The 13,807-nt window shown below is 33.0% G+C and carries 13 protein-coding genes; 9 read left to right on the top strand and 4 right to left on the bottom strand.

The genetic code is table 11. The features are described from left to right. Positions 1 to 11: 11 nt before the first annotated feature. From C4F50_RS07595 to C4F50_RS07585, 3 genes are read right to left on the bottom strand one after another with little or no spacing between them, the layout of a single operon-like run. Positions 12 to 1,070, bottom strand: a complete 1,059-nt coding sequence (locus tag C4F50_RS07595) for a DUF4097 family beta strand repeat-containing protein (RefSeq protein ID WP_193845802.1) — start codon at positions 1,068 to 1,070, stop codon at positions 12 to 14. Further along, positions 1,054 to 1,587, bottom strand: coding sequence for an anti-sigma factor (locus C4F50_RS07590; RefSeq protein ID WP_193845801.1), 534 nt, complete (start codon positions 1,585 to 1,587; stop codon positions 1,054 to 1,056). Before C4F50_RS07590 ends, C4F50_RS07595 begins: the two co-directional genes overlap by 17 nt. Then, complete coding sequence (locus C4F50_RS07585; protein WP_193845800.1) at positions 1,584 to 2,138, bottom strand: RNA polymerase sigma factor; 555 nt, start codon at positions 2,136 to 2,138, stop codon at positions 1,584 to 1,586. The genes C4F50_RS07590 and C4F50_RS07585 overlap by 4 nt, the downstream gene beginning before the upstream one ends. 172 nt (positions 2,139 to 2,310) lie before the next feature. On the opposite strand from C4F50_RS07585, the gene C4F50_RS07580 reads away from it, so the two are divergent. The 7 genes from C4F50_RS07580 (at position 2,311) to C4F50_RS07550 (ending at position 10,471) form a co-directional block, all read left to right on the top strand. Further along, entirely contained in the window at positions 2,311 to 3,012 is a 702-nt protein-coding gene (locus tag C4F50_RS07580; protein WP_193845799.1) for a hypothetical protein, read from the top strand. 248 nt (positions 3,013 to 3,260) lie between these two features. Beyond that, positions 3,261 to 5,726, top strand: a complete 2,466-nt coding sequence (gene lon / locus C4F50_RS07575; RefSeq protein ID WP_193845798.1) for an endopeptidase La — start codon at positions 3,261 to 3,263, stop codon at positions 5,724 to 5,726. Between the two features lie 257 nt (positions 5,727 to 5,983). Beyond that, positions 5,984 to 7,003 (top strand): type IX secretion system protein PorQ, encoded by a 1,020-nt coding sequence (gene porQ / locus C4F50_RS07570; protein WP_193845797.1) that lies wholly within the window; start codon positions 5,984 to 5,986, stop codon positions 7,001 to 7,003. A 5-nt stretch (positions 7,004 to 7,008) separates the two neighbouring features. After that, entirely contained in the window at positions 7,009 to 7,611 is a 603-nt protein-coding gene (locus C4F50_RS07565) for a murein L,D-transpeptidase catalytic domain-containing protein (RefSeq protein WP_193845796.1), read from the top strand. An 80-nt stretch (positions 7,612 to 7,691) separates the two neighbouring features. Beyond that, on the top strand, positions 7,692 to 8,291 hold the full coding sequence (locus C4F50_RS07560) for a murein L,D-transpeptidase catalytic domain-containing protein (RefSeq protein ID WP_193845795.1): 600 nt from the start codon (positions 7,692 to 7,694) through the stop codon (positions 8,289 to 8,291). A gap of 40 nt (positions 8,292 to 8,331) precedes the next feature. After that, positions 8,332 to 9,024: a (d)CMP kinase gene (gene cmk, locus C4F50_RS07555; protein WP_193845794.1), complete on the top strand. Its 693-nt coding sequence runs from the start codon at positions 8,332 to 8,334 to the stop codon at positions 9,022 to 9,024. A gap of 70 nt (positions 9,025 to 9,094) precedes the next feature. Beyond that, on the top strand, positions 9,095 to 10,471 hold the full coding sequence (locus tag C4F50_RS07550; protein WP_193845793.1) for a nucleoside permease: 1,377 nt from the start codon (positions 9,095 to 9,097) through the stop codon (positions 10,469 to 10,471). A gap of 70 nt (positions 10,472 to 10,541) precedes the next feature. Here the strand turns inward: C4F50_RS07550 and C4F50_RS07545 are convergent, their stop codons facing one another. Continuing rightward, positions 10,542 to 10,919, bottom strand: coding sequence for a winged helix-turn-helix transcriptional regulator (locus tag C4F50_RS07545; protein WP_431357469.1), 378 nt, complete (start codon positions 10,917 to 10,919; stop codon positions 10,542 to 10,544). 91 nt (positions 10,920 to 11,010) lie between these two features. Between C4F50_RS07545 and C4F50_RS07540 the strand changes: the two genes are divergently transcribed. Both C4F50_RS07540 and rpsA read left to right on the top strand, forming a co-directional pair. Further along, a complete protein-coding gene (locus C4F50_RS07540; protein WP_193845791.1) occupies positions 11,011 to 11,562 on the top strand; it encodes an NAD(P)H-dependent oxidoreductase in 552 nt (183 codons plus the stop codon). A gap of 435 nt (positions 11,563 to 11,997) precedes the next feature. Beyond that, complete coding sequence (gene rpsA / locus C4F50_RS07535; RefSeq protein WP_125723688.1) at positions 11,998 to 13,773, top strand: 30S ribosomal protein S1; 1,776 nt, start codon at positions 11,998 to 12,000, stop codon at positions 13,771 to 13,773. Positions 13,774 to 13,807 lie beyond the last annotated feature (34 nt).

Below are 13,807 nucleotides of genomic sequence, written 5' to 3'. Positions count from 1 at the left end.
AGATGATTTGCTTATTTTTTTGCCAATGTGACATTGCCGTAAGTAGCAGTAATATTGACTTTATTTTTACCTTTTTTCTTGTAAAAACCGCTGATTTTCTTTGAAGTATTTTTGGTTTCAGAAGTAGAAATATCAAGTGAATTGTCGTGCTTTATTCCAGAATATTTAACCGAAATATCAAAATCAAAAGCATAATTGGCATCATACCCAAGATAAACATCAGTGTAACCAGAGTTTATACTTACATTTCCAGCCTTTTGCGACAGATTTGCCACGCTTATTTTACTATAATTAGTATCTACATTAATATTATCTGAAACATTTTCGACAGCAACCGTAATATAATTTCCTGATCCCGAAAGTGAATTTATTTTTTGATATTTAAAATTTCCATAATTGCATTCATATCTGATATTTCCTCCTTCGTTAAGATTCAAATCGGTATAATTGGTATCTAAATTTAAGTTTCCCGACTCATTGATTTTAAGCCCAGAATAACGTGCGTGCACATTGCCGCTTTTGATATAATCAATAGCAGAATTTTGACAATAAGCGATTTCGATTTGATTATTAGCGCCGTTTAATCTTCCTAAATTGATCTTTCCGTATTTGCAGCTTAAATTAATTGGAGCTTCCAGATTTTGAGTCGTAATGTTTCCATATTTATTGAAAAGTTTTGCGCCGCCGTTTTTCGGAATTTTAATGACATAATTAATTTCAAAGCTGTTATTACTGCCTTTACTTTTTAGATAAGAACTTCCAATAGTAGTAACCGCAGTAACCATACTTTTTAAGGCGGTAATATCTACCTCAATACTGTTTAGTTTTTCGTTTACCCAATTTTCATTTGGTCCTGTCACTTTTATCGTGATATCAAGATCAATTTTATCTTCGTCCCAAGTAGTGACCGTGATATTGCCGTAACGGTTGTCAATGTCAATTCCCGCATTAGAATTTACGATATAGGTTTTTTTAATATTTTTTTGTTTAGAAATGTAATTGTCATCATTTGCTAATCCTAAAAAAGGAATTAGTAGGAATAAAATAAGAAGATTATAATGTTTTTTCATCGCTGTTGTTTTTAAAATTTTCGTTTTCTTCAATTCGCTTCAAAACCGTTTGTAAAAATGAAATACGGGTCTGAAGATTGCTGATCATTGCATAAATAATTTGTTTGTTTTCTCCGTTTTTTTGCAGTTCATTAATGATTTTTTGATAATCCGCATCAAAAACTTTCATTTGTTTTAAGGCATCATTAATGATCTGTTCATTTTCTGGAGAGCTTTTTTCTTTTAGCTTAACAAGTTCATTATCGATCAAAATATTGAAAATCGAATCGGTTCTTTTGGTTTCTTTAGAAGCAAATTTGAATTCTTTTGGTTTGTCAATTTTATAAAAGATAGAAACTCCGAGCATCAGAACAATTGATGCTGCAATGGCAGTTACAAACCAATATTTTTTCTTAGGCTGTTTTTTATTTAATTTTTGCAGAAAATCCATTTGATGGTCAGGATTTAATTCCTGTAGGTCCCATTGATTTTCAAATTTTTCGAATAATTGCTCTAAATTGTCATTCTCCTTTTTCATATTTCCTCTAATTTTTTTCTTAAACTTTCTCTTGCTCTGCTTAATGTGGTACGGCAGTTGGCGTAGCTGATTTTTAAAATTTCGCAGATTTCTTCCTGATCGTAACCTTCAATAAAAAAAAGCGTCAATACCATTCGATAATTATCTTTAAGGCCTAAAATGGTATCCAAAACCTGTTTTACTTTGAGCGAATTCAAATCGATTTTCTCAGAAAAAAAGCTGTCATCTTCTTCAATTTTATAAAGCGATTTGCTTAGATCTTCAACCAGAAATGAATTGTTTTTTTTATAAAAATCAATGCTGTAATTCACAATGATCTTTTTCAGCCAAGCTCCAAAAGCTACTTCCTGTTTATAATCGTTAATTTTTGTAAAAGCTTTCAAGAATCCTTCCTGCATGACGTCCTGTGCAAAATGTTCGTCTTTTACAATACGATACGCAACATTATACATCGCCCTGCTATAGCGATTGTATATTTCAAACTGCGCTTTTTGATTATTATCTTTACAAAGCGCAATTAGTTCTTCGATATTTTGATTGGTTATGCTCAAGTAATGTTTTGGTTTTTTATTAAGGACTTGATAAATTTTGATATGTTACAGTTTTATAAAAATAATTTTAATTTTTTTTTAGCTTTTACGTAATGCCGTAAGGAAGCACGAAATGATTCGTATACTTTTACCAAAAATTATTTACCATCACCATTTAAAAAAAAATAAAACTATGAAAAAAATTAAGAGTCTTGCGCTGCTTGCATTATTTGTGTCAACAACATTATTTACATCATGTTCTAGTGATGATTCTGAAAGCGATAACGAAACTCCAGAAGCTTCTCAAGGAGATTATTGGCCGGCTGCAGTTGGTAACCAATGGGTTTTGAACCAAGGCGGTACAGAAACTACGATGAAAATTATCGGTACAGAAAAAATCGGTCAAAGTACTTATTATAAATTCGATAAATTCTTTGCAGCTCCAACTGACGGGCTTGACATAGGAGGTTCAGCTACAGCATCTTTGAAAAAAACTGATGGAGAATATCTTATCAAATTAAGCGATATTAATATTAACGTTAATGGTGTATCAGGCAAAATCACTGGGTATGACTTTATATTTTTCAAAGATAATTTAGATGTAAACAAAACTTGGACAGGAAGCTATTCACAAGAAACTAGTTACGCAGGAATAACTGCAATTAAAACAACAACAAAATATACTGGTACTATTACAGAAAAAGGAGCAACAGCTACTATAAAAGGTGTTACCTATAAAGATGTTATCAAGTTTAAATTCAAACTAGAAACTTCTGCGCAAGGAGTATCTGCTGGTACAACAGAAGCGGAGTACTGGATGGCTAAAGGTGTTGGTATTATCAAGTTTTCATACACTGGTACATCTTCAGAATTAGTTTCATATAAATTAAACTAAACTAGAATAACCATTTTTTTGTTTTTAAAGCCGAAATTAGTTTCGGCTTTTTTTATGCTTTTGCTTTTCTATCCTAATATTAATGTCAATTGAAAATTTCAAAGCAGACTATTTTTGGTTTTGGCATAATGATTGTCTATTTTTACGGCCTATCTTGTAAATAGAATACTTAATCGATATTTAGGCATTCAGACAAATATTTGCAGATAGTTTCACACTTTTAATGACAAAACGACTTATATACAATTATGTCAAATCATAAAATACTTACTATTGACAATCTGTCACTTCAGGAATTTGATTCAGAGGCAGAATTAATTCCACTATTAACTCCAGAAGACGAGGAGGAAATGAATAATGAAGAACTTCCTGTTTCGCTTCCAATTTTACCTTTGCGAAATACTGTTTTATTTCCAGGAGTTGTAATTCCAATTTCTGCCGGAAGAGACAAGTCCATCAAACTTATTAATGATGCCAACGCTGGCGGGAAAATTATTGGTGTAGTTTCTCAAATTAATGAAGAAGACGAAGATCCGTCAAAAGAGGATATTCATAAAATAGGAACTGTTGCCAGAATCCTGCGTGTTTTAAAGATGCCTGATGGAAATGTTACAGTAATTCTTCAAGGAAAAAAACGCTTCGAAATTGACGAAGTAGTTTCTGAAGAGCCTTATATGACAGCAACTATCAAAGAAGTTTCTGAAGAACGTCCGGAAGAAAATGATACAGAATTCACTGCAATTTTAGATTCTGTAAAAGAATTAGCTATTCAGATTATTAAAGAAAGTCCAAATATTCCTTCTGAAGCCACTTTTGCGATTAAAAATATTGAAAGCCAATCGTTTTTAATCAATTTTGTTTCTTCTAATATGAATTTATCGGTAAAAGAAAAACAAGGTCTTTTATCTATAAATGGTTTAAAAGAAAGAGCTTTAGAAACGTTGCGTTATATGAATGTTGAACTTCAAAAATTAGAATTGAAGAATGATATTCAGTCAAAAGTTCGTTTTGATTTAGATCAGCAGCAGCGAGAATATTTCCTTCATCAGCAAATGAAAACCATTCAGGAAGAATTGGGAGGCGTTTCGCAGGAAGAGGAAATGGACGAAATGGGGCTGAAAGCTAAAACCAAAAAATGGGACGAAAAAACGCAGAAACACTTTGAAAAAGAATTGTCTAAAATGCGTCGTATGAATCCGCAGTCGCCAGATTTCGGAATCCAAAGAAATTATTTAGAATTGTTTTTAGAATTGCCTTGGGGCGAATATTCTAAAGATAAATTCGATTTAAAACTGGCTCAAAAAATATTAGACAAAGATCATTTCGGACTTGAAGAAGTTAAGAAAAGAATGATTGAACATTTGGCAGTTTTAAAATTGCGAAATGATATGAAATCACCAATTATTTGTTTAACAGGGCCTCCAGGAGTTGGTAAAACTTCTATCGGACGTTCTGTTGCAGAAGCTTTAGGGCGTGAGTATGTTCGTATTTCTCTTGGCGGTTTACGTGACGAAGCCGAGATTCGCGGTCATAGAAAAACTTATATTGGTGCAATGCCGGGAAGAATTATCCAGAGTTTGAAAAAAGCTGGAACATCAAACCCTGTTTTTATTTTAGACGAAATAGACAAATTGTCAAGCAGTAACAGCGGCGATCCATCGTCAGCTTTGTTAGAAGTTCTGGATCCAGAACAAAACAATGCTTTTTATGATAATTTCCTAGAAATGGGTTATGATTTGTCTAAAGTGATGTTTATTGCAACTTCAAATAACATGGGAGCTATTCAGCCCGCTCTTCGCGATAGAATGGAAGTAATCAAAATGTCTGGTTATACTATCGAAGAAAAAGTAGAAATTGCCAAAAGGCATCTATTTCCAAAACAATTAGAAGCTCATGGTTTAACGTCTAAAGATTTGACAATTGGTAAAAAACAATTGGAGAAAATCGTAGAAGGTTATACACGTGAATCTGGTGTGCGTAATCTAGAAACTAAAATTGCTCAAGTAATCAGAAATGCTGCAAAATCTGTAGCAATGGAGGAGGAGTACAATAAAAAAGTTACTGACGAAGATATTGTAGCTATTTTGGGAGTTCCTAGATTGGAAAGAGATAAATACGAAAATAACGATGTTGCTGGTGTAGTTACAGGTTTGGCCTGGACAAGTGTCGGCGGTGATATTTTGTTTATAGAATCATTGATCTCAGAAGGAAAAGGAGCTTTGACAATTACGGGAAATCTTGGAACTGTAATGAAAGAATCGGCAACAATTGCTTTAGAGTATATTAAAGCGAATGCTAAGAAATTAGGTCTAAGCACCGAAATTTTTCAAAAATACAATATTCACTTGCACGTGCCAGAAGGCGCAACTCCAAAAGACGGGCCAAGTGCTGGTATTGCGATGTTAACGTCTTTAGTTTCTCTATTAACACAAAAGAAAGTAAAGAAAAGCGTTGCAATGACTGGAGAAATTACGCTGCGTGGTAAAGTTCTTCCTGTTGGCGGAATAAAAGAGAAAATACTGGCTGCAAAAAGAGCCAATATTAAAGAAATCATTTTGTGTCACGATAATAAAAGTGATATTGATGAAATAAAACAAGAATACTTAGAAGGTTTAACTTTTCACTACGTAAAAGAGATGAGTGACGTTTTGGCTATAGCATTAACAGATCAGGCTGTTAAAAATGCTAAGACGTTAGTAAGTAAGAAAGAGTAACTTTTAAAATTTCAAAATTCAAATCCCAATTCCAATTTTATTATTGGAATTGGGATTTTTTTGTTTGAATCAAAAATTAAAAACTCTCAAGTAATACGGTTTGGAATTTGAATTTTCTTCACATTTTAGATAGGATTTTAATTGAAAAAATACAGTGTAATTATTGGAATACAACTAGTTATAAAAATTATTTTTTAAGTTATATAATTTTATATTTGTATTTGCGTTATTCCCATATAGGAACGCCCCAAAAACGAATGCTAAAACACCTTGTTTTATTTTTTACCATCCTAATTTATTCAACTGCGTTTGGGCAGGTTGGTGGACGTTACACCTATCAGTTTTTAAATTTGACTACTTCACCAAGGCAGGCAGCGTTAGGCGGAGATATAATTACAATTTATGATGAAGATGTTAATCAGGCTATGTCTAATCCAGCACTTATAAATGCAGATATGGACAATCATTTAGCCATTAATTACGGAAATTATTACGGAGAAGCGTCTTATGGAACAGCTTCATATGCTTATACGTATGACAGGCATGTGCAGACACTTTATGCCGGTATTAATTACGTAAATTATGGCGCATTTGAAGGATATGACGAAAACGGCCAGGCAACATCTAGTTTTACAGGCAGCGAAGGCGCATTATCTGTTGGTTATGCTTACAACGTTCCTTATACAGATCTTTTTATTGGAGCGAGTGCAAAGCTGATTACTTCTACTTTAGAAAATTATAATTCGATTGGCGGCGCAGTAGATTTAGGTCTATTATATGTAAACGAAAAGAATGATATAAATTTAGCGCTGGTAATTCGTAATATAGGTACTCAATTTACTACATACTCTGGGATTAAAGAGAATTTACCATTTGAAATCGTTGCTGGTGTTTCACAAGAATTGGAGCACGTACCTATTCGCTGGCATCTTTCGCTGGAAAATTTACAGCAATGGAATATTTCCTTTTCGAACCCTGTTCGTGGAGAAATCAACATCGATGGATCAAAAAGTGAAGAGAAAGTTTCTTTTGTCAATAACGCATTACGGCACGTTGCCTTTGGTGTAGAACTTTTTCCTAAAAAAGCATTTAATTTTCGATTTGGATATAATTTTAGAAGAGGAGAAGAATTAAGAGTGGAAGAACAACGTAATTTTTCAGGAGTCTCACTAGGTTTTGGTTTAAAAATGAATAAGTTAAAGTTTAACTATTCGTATTCTAGATATACATTGGCAGCTAATACAAGTCTTTTTGGTCTAATTTTAAATTTTCAGTAATTAATATGAAGATATTTTCTTTGTTTTTGTTTGTAACTGTAGGGTTTTTAACGGGTTCGAAACTCTATTTTGAAGAAGAAAATGCCATTTCTGTTATAGAGATGGAAAGAATCAATACTAGGATTCTGGATATCAAAAATATGATCAACGTGGATCATAAATACAATCCGAAAATTGCTTTTTTAATAGACATGAAAGTTCCTTCTGGAAAAAATCGCTTTTTTGTTTATGATTTAGAGAAAAATGAAGTGATAGATCAAGGTCTTGTAGCTCACGGTTCCGGATCTGAAACAGGAATCAAAGGCATGCTTAAATTTAGTAATTTACCCAATTCAAATTGTACGGCTTTAGGAAGATATTCTATTGGAAAAACGTATAAAGGAATGTTTGGCAAAGCATATAAACTGACGGGATTAGAAGATAGTAATAATAACGCCTTAAAAAGAGCGATAGTACTGCATCATTATTCTGCAGTTCCTTATGAAGAACAAGATTACTACATCAGCAACAGTCATGGCTGTCCAATGGTAAACGAACAGTTCTTTAAAAGAATTGAAAAGATAATTGATAGTTCTAAGTCGAATATTCTAATGGATATTTATTACTAAGAAAAACAGCTGAAAATTAAACAAGCTTTTTGTTGTCAAGAGAAATTTAAATCTTTTGATAACGAAAAGTTTTTTTTGTTATGAAAAAGATACTAATACTATTATTGGTTGTAATTGCAATATTTGCATTGTACAAAACATTTAACAGAGAATCAAAAAACTCAAAAGAAGAAACCAAACGAATTAAAAATCATTCAAAAGAACTTAAGAAATTAATTTGTTCTAATAACAAGTACAATAAGGATATCGCTTTCTTGATTGATATGAGAATACCGTCAGGAAAAAAACGTTTTTTTGTTTACGATTTAAAACAAAATAAAATTATTGACAAAGGTTTGGTCGCACATGGATCAGGATCTGAAACTACTATTAAAGGGAAATTAAAATTCAGTAACAAACCAAATTCTTTAAGCACTTCATTAGGCACGTATTATGTCGGGAAATATTATTACGGAAAGTTTGGAAAAGCTTACAAGCTATACGGACTGGACGAAACAAATAATAATGCCTTTAAACGAGATATTGTTTTTCATTACTATTATGATGTTCCATATAAAGAGAAAGATGGTTACATTTGCAACAGCTACGGCTGTCCGATGGTAAACAAGAAATATTTTGAAAGGACTTCAAAAATAATTGATGCTTCTCCGACCAATATTTTACTGAGTATTTATTATTAAAACTCAGTTTTAAAAGATTAAGAAACTTAAAAATAAAAAATTGAAAAAAATTACTATTGCTATCGATGGTTTTTCATCAACCGGAAAAAGTACTTTAGCAAAACAACTCGCAAAAGAATTAGAATATGTTTATGTGGACACAGGTGCTATGTATCGTGCTGTGGCTTATTTTGCGATGCAGCATCAATTTATCGGCGCAGATTTTTTTGATAAAAAATCATTGATTGAGGCACTGCCGAAGATTCAGTTAGAATTTAAATTTAATGCAGATCTAGGGTTTGCCGAAATGTATTTGAACGGTGAAAACGTCGAAAGACCAATTAGAACGATTGAAGTTTCAAGTTTTGTAAGCAAAGTTGCCGAAGTTTCAGAAGTTCGTTCAAAATTAGTAGAGCAGCAACAGGAAATGGGTACTAATAAAGCTATCGTAATGGATGGCCGTGATATCGGAACTGTAGTTTTCCCGAATGCTGAATTGAAAATATTTATGACTGCAAGTGCCGAAACCCGCGCACAAAGACGTTTTGACGAATTACAGCAAAAAGGCGATAATGTCTCTTATGAAGCTGTTTTGAAGAATGTGGTAGAGAGAGATTACCTGGATACGCATCGTGAAGATTCTCCTTTGGTAATTGCAGCTGATGCAATTGAAATAGATAATTCTTACTTAAATAAAGAAGAACAATTTCAAGCTGTTTTGGAGTTAGTGCAAGATGTTGTTAAAACGGAGTAATTTTTTGTAGATAATATTTTTAATGTTAGTTTTACCACTTCATTTTTATTAAAAAAGACAAATTCATTTTATGGGGATTAAAAACAGATTGATCATAATGAGCTTTCTTCAATTTTTTGTTTGGGGAGCGTGGCTTATTACAATAGGAAATTATTGGTTTGGTACTAAAAATTGGGAAGGAACCCAATTTGGGCTTGTTTTTGGAACCATGGGAATTGCTTCTCTTTTTATGCCGACTCTCACCGGTATCATTGCCGACAGATGGGTAAATGCTGAAAAGCTTTACGGAGTTCTTCATATTCTGTATGCAGTCGTTTTGTTTGCAATAGCTCAAGTTGCAACGCCGGATACTTTTATTGTAGTGATGTTGGTTGCAATGTGCTGTTATATGCCAACTATAGCATTAAGTAATTCTATTTCGTACACTTCATTAAAATTGAATAATAATGATATTGTAAAAGATTTTCCGCCAATTCGGGTTTGGGGAACTATAGGTTTTATTGTTGCCATGTGGATTACGAATTTAAGCGGCAGTAAAGCAACAGAATATCAATTTTATATTGCAGGAATCGGAGCTTTGATTCTAGGATTCTATGCGTTTACACTTCCAAAATGTGAACCGCAGCGTTTGATAAAAGAAAATGCTACTTGGACTGAAACTCTAGGCTTAGAATCTTTTAAATTATTTGGAAACTACAAAATGGCGTTGTTTTTTGTTTTTTCTATGTTTTTAGGTGGGGCATTGCAATTGACCAATGCTTATGGAGATGTTTTCTTAGATGAATTCAAACATTTTCCTAAGTATGCAGATTCTTTTGTAATACAGTATTCTACAATTATTATGTCTATTTCTCAGGTTTCTGAGACCTTGTTTATATTAGCAATTCCGTTTTTCTTAAAGCGTTTCGGAATCAAACAAGTAATGCTGATCAGTATGCTGGCTTGGGTTTTACGTTTCGGATTATTTGCTTTTGGTGATCCTGTTGGCGGATTATGGATGATTATTCTTTCTTGTATCGTATACGGAATGGCATTTGATTTCTTCAATATTTCAGGATCCTTATTCGTAGAAAGTAATACCGATTCTAAAATACGTTCTTCTGCACAAGGTTTGTTTATGATGATGACCAATGGAGTAGGAGCTGTCTTAGGAAGTTTAACTTCTGGATGGGCTATTGATCGTTTCTTTACTAAATCTTTTAACAGCACAACAGAACTAGCTGGATTTTTGCAAACTGAAACCACAAATCCTAAAATGTTAGAATTTGTTAAAAGTCAGGGAAATTCAGTTGCTGCAGATGGCATTTTTTCAAATCCGATTTTGATGAAAGACTGGCATACCATCTGGTTGTCATTTGCAATTTACGCCTTGGTAATTGCGATTGCGTTTGCCGTTTTATTTAAGCACAAACATGATCCTAAGGATTTAGAAGGCTTAAAACATTAAGAAATAAAAAGTTTTTATATAGTAAACCCGACAGTTTTTAAAAACCAGTCGGGTTTGTTGTTTTTTTAAATCACTTATTTATTAAAATTCCTTTTTGAGAAGCTATTGAATTGCCTAATGTTGTAATCGATTCTAAAACTTCTGAAAAAGATTTTCCAAATTCGGTTAAGCCGTAGGTAACTTTAATTGGAGGTTTTTGGCCTTCTACTTTTCTAAATATAATTTTGTCTTCTTCCAATTGTTTGAGTTGTAAGCTCAAAGTTCGTTCTGTAACTGTCGGCATTTCTTTTCTGAGTTCGTTATATCTTTTAGGATTTTCTTTTAGATGATAGAGGATAACAGCTTTCCACTTTCCGCCAATTAAATCCATTACAAGACTTACTGTGCATGGATATGTTTTGTTTTCAATTTTTATTAAATCTGATTGACATTCTATATTTTTCATAATTTCTTTTATCCTATCCAATTGGATAGTTATTGCGGGTAAGTAAAACTATAAATAATTTTGTAACTATAATAATTATAGTATAAAAGATAATATGGCTTTACTGATTTTAGGACACCCGAACATAAACGATTCAATTGCAAATAAGGCAATTATTGAAGAAATCCAGAGAAAAAATTCAGACATAGAAATTAGAAACCTTGCCGAATTGTATCCCGATTTTAAAATTAATGCGTCAGAAGAACAAAATTGCCTGTTGCTGCATGAAATTGTAATTTTGCAGTATCCATTGTACTGGTATAATATGCCGGCTATTTTAAAACAATGGTTTGATGTTGTTTTTACGCATCAGTTTGCTTACGGTTCAAAAGGCGATAAACTGAAAGGTAAAAAACTTTTAGCAAGTGTTACCGTTGGTTCGCTGGAAAAGGAGTACAAACCATTTGGAAAGCACAATTTCAGAATAGCCGAATTTTTTAAAAATATAGAACAAACGGCCTATTTTGCTCAAATGAACTTTTTAGATCCGATGCTTTTTCACGGAACATCTGCGGTTGATGGTTTTACAGAAGATGAAATCAAAGAACGAGCAAAGATATATGCGAATCGTTTATTGATTTTTGTTGAAAAAGTTTCTCAAAGTTGAGAATTTTGACAAAGATTTACGCATCATAAACTTTTTAAACGATTGTCAACCTGTGTGAAGTTGAAGGGCTTAATAACAGGATAGGGCCTCGACTTCGCTCAGCCTGACAAATATGGTTTTGAATACCTAAAAAGTTCTAATCTAGCCCCGATAGAGCGGTTATCCTTTTCTGTCTTGTTTCTTTAACGAGACAGAAAAGATAAGAGCGAAAGCGGGAGAGAAGGTCTTGAAAAAACCGAAAACTTCCTGCTCCTGAACAATTGGCTGATAATCATTGCGATTTGTTTTGTAAATCAAAATATTTGTAGTAATTTTGCAGACCTTTTGGCAGAGAAGAGTTTCCATTAGGAATCAACTATTTATGTAAAACAACTTCTGTATTTTCTATCGCATTAAGAAACTCGAGAAAAGCAGAATACAAATTTTTTTATCAGCATGTCTGAACAATTAAAATCACAAGAAGAGTTTTTAGCAAATTTTAACTGGCACAACTTCCAAGAAGGAATTGATGCAGTAGATGAGAAAAACTTACAAGAGTTTGAAGAACTAGTATCAAAAACTTTCATCGCTACAGATCAAGAAGAAGTAGTTGAAGGAGTTGTTGTTAGAATTACAGATAGAGACGTTATCGTTGATATCAATGCTAAATCTGAAGGTGTTATTTCTTTAAACGAATTCCGTTACAACCCAAACTTAAAAGTAGGTGACAAAGTAGAAGTATTAATCGACATCCGTGAGGACAAAACAGGTCAATTAGTATTATCTCACAGAAAAGCACGTACTATCAAATCTTGGGATAGAGTTATTGCAGCTAATGAAACTGGAGAAATCGTTAACGGTTTTGTTAAATGTAGAACTAAAGGAGGTATGATCGTTGACGTATTCGGTATCGAAGCGTTCTTACCAGGATCTCAAATTGACGTTAAGCCAATTAGAGACTACGATGTATATGTAAACAAAATGATGGAATTCAAAGTGGTAAAAATTAACCACGAATTCAAAAACGTTGTTGTATCTCACAAAGCTCTTATCGAGGCTGATATTGAAGTACAGAAAAAAGAAATCATCGGTCAATTACAAAAAGGACAAGTATTAGAAGGTGTTGTTAAAAACATTACTTCTTATGGTGTGTTCATTGACTTAGGTGGTGTTGACGGATTAATTCACATTACTGACCTTTCTTGGAGCAGAATCAACCACCCAAGTGAAGTTCTTGAATTAGACCAAAAATTAAACGTTGTAATCCTTGATTTCGATGATGAGAAAACAAGAATTCAATTAGGATTGAAACAATTAAACGCTCACCCATGGGACGCTTTAGATGCTAACTTAACTGTTGGTGATAAAGTAAAAGGTAAAGTAGTTGTAATCGCTGATTACGGTGCATTTATCGAAGTTGCTGAAGGTGTTGAAGGTTTAATCCACGTTTCAGAAATGTCATGGTCGACTCACTTACGTTCTGCACAAGATTTCGTAAAAGTTGGAGATGTTGTTGAGGCTGTTATCTTAACTTTAGATAGAGATGACCGTAAGATGTCATTAGGTATCAAACAATTATCTCAAGATCCATGGACTGACATTACTTCTAAATACCCAGTAGGTTCTAAACATACAGGTATCGTTAGAAACTTTACAAACTTTGGTATTTTCGTAGAATTAGAAGAAGGAATTGATGGATTAATCTACATCTCTGACTTATCTTGGACTAAGAAAATTAAACACCCATCTGAGTTTGTAAACGTTGGTGAAAAACTTGATGTAGTTGTATTAGAATTAGATGTTGAAGGACGTAAATTATCTTTAGGTCACAAACAAACTACTGCTAATCCTTGGGATCAATACGAAGATTCTTTCGCTGTAGGAACTATCCACAATGGTGAAATTTCTGAAATCGTTGACAAAGGAGCTACTGTAGAATTCGGAGATGATATCGTTGCTTTCATTCCAACTCGTCACCTTGAAAAAGAAGACGGAAAGAAATTGAAAAAAGGTGATACTGCTGATTTCAAAGTAATTGAATTCAACAAAGAATTCAAAAGAGTAGTTGCTTCTCACACTGCTATCTTCCGTGAAGAAGAAGAGAAAAATGTGAAAGCTGCAACTGAAAATACTTCATCTGCTTCTACTAATGCACCAGCTGCAACTTTAGGAGACAACAATGATGTATTAGCTGCTTTAAAAGCTAAAATGGAAAAAACTGAGAAAAAATAATTCTTAGTTTCCTCTAAATAGAAAGTCCCACAGC

The sequence above is a fragment of the Flavobacterium hungaricum genome, from assembly GCF_015182285.1.
Lineage (GTDB): Bacteria > Bacteroidota > Bacteroidia > Flavobacteriales > Flavobacteriaceae > Flavobacterium > Flavobacterium hungaricum.
The sequence above is the reverse complement of the archived record's forward strand: the minus strand, read 5'-3'. Positions and strand labels throughout refer to the sequence as shown.

What these genes read in the sequence shown, in the direction of transcription:
- C4F50_RS07595 (WP_193845802.1), bottom strand. Translation starts at nt 1,070, where the DNA reads ATGAAAAAACATTATAATCTTCTTATTTTATTCCTACTAATTCCTTTT.
- C4F50_RS07540 (WP_193845791.1), top strand. Translation starts at nt 11,011, where the DNA reads ATGGCTTTACTGATTTTAGGACACCCGAACATAAACGATTCAATTGCA.
- C4F50_RS07590 (WP_193845801.1), bottom strand. Translation starts at nt 1,587, where the DNA reads ATGAAAAAGGAGAATGACAATTTAGAGCAATTATTCGAAAAATTTGAA.
- C4F50_RS07580 (WP_193845799.1), top strand. Translation starts at nt 2,311, where the DNA reads ATGAAAAAAATTAAGAGTCTTGCGCTGCTTGCATTATTTGTGTCAACA.
- C4F50_RS07565 (WP_193845796.1), top strand. Translation starts at nt 7,009, where the DNA reads ATGAAGATATTTTCTTTGTTTTTGTTTGTAACTGTAGGGTTTTTAACG.
- porQ (WP_193845797.1), top strand. Translation starts at nt 5,984, where the DNA reads ATGCTAAAACACCTTGTTTTATTTTTTACCATCCTAATTTATTCAACT.
- lon (WP_193845798.1), top strand. Translation starts at nt 3,261, where the DNA reads ATGTCAAATCATAAAATACTTACTATTGACAATCTGTCACTTCAGGAA.
- C4F50_RS07550 (WP_193845793.1), top strand. Translation starts at nt 9,095, where the DNA reads ATGGGGATTAAAAACAGATTGATCATAATGAGCTTTCTTCAATTTTTT.
- C4F50_RS07560 (WP_193845795.1), top strand. Translation starts at nt 7,692, where the DNA reads ATGAAAAAGATACTAATACTATTATTGGTTGTAATTGCAATATTTGCA.
- rpsA (WP_125723688.1), top strand. Translation starts at nt 11,998, where the DNA reads ATGTCTGAACAATTAAAATCACAAGAAGAGTTTTTAGCAAATTTTAAC.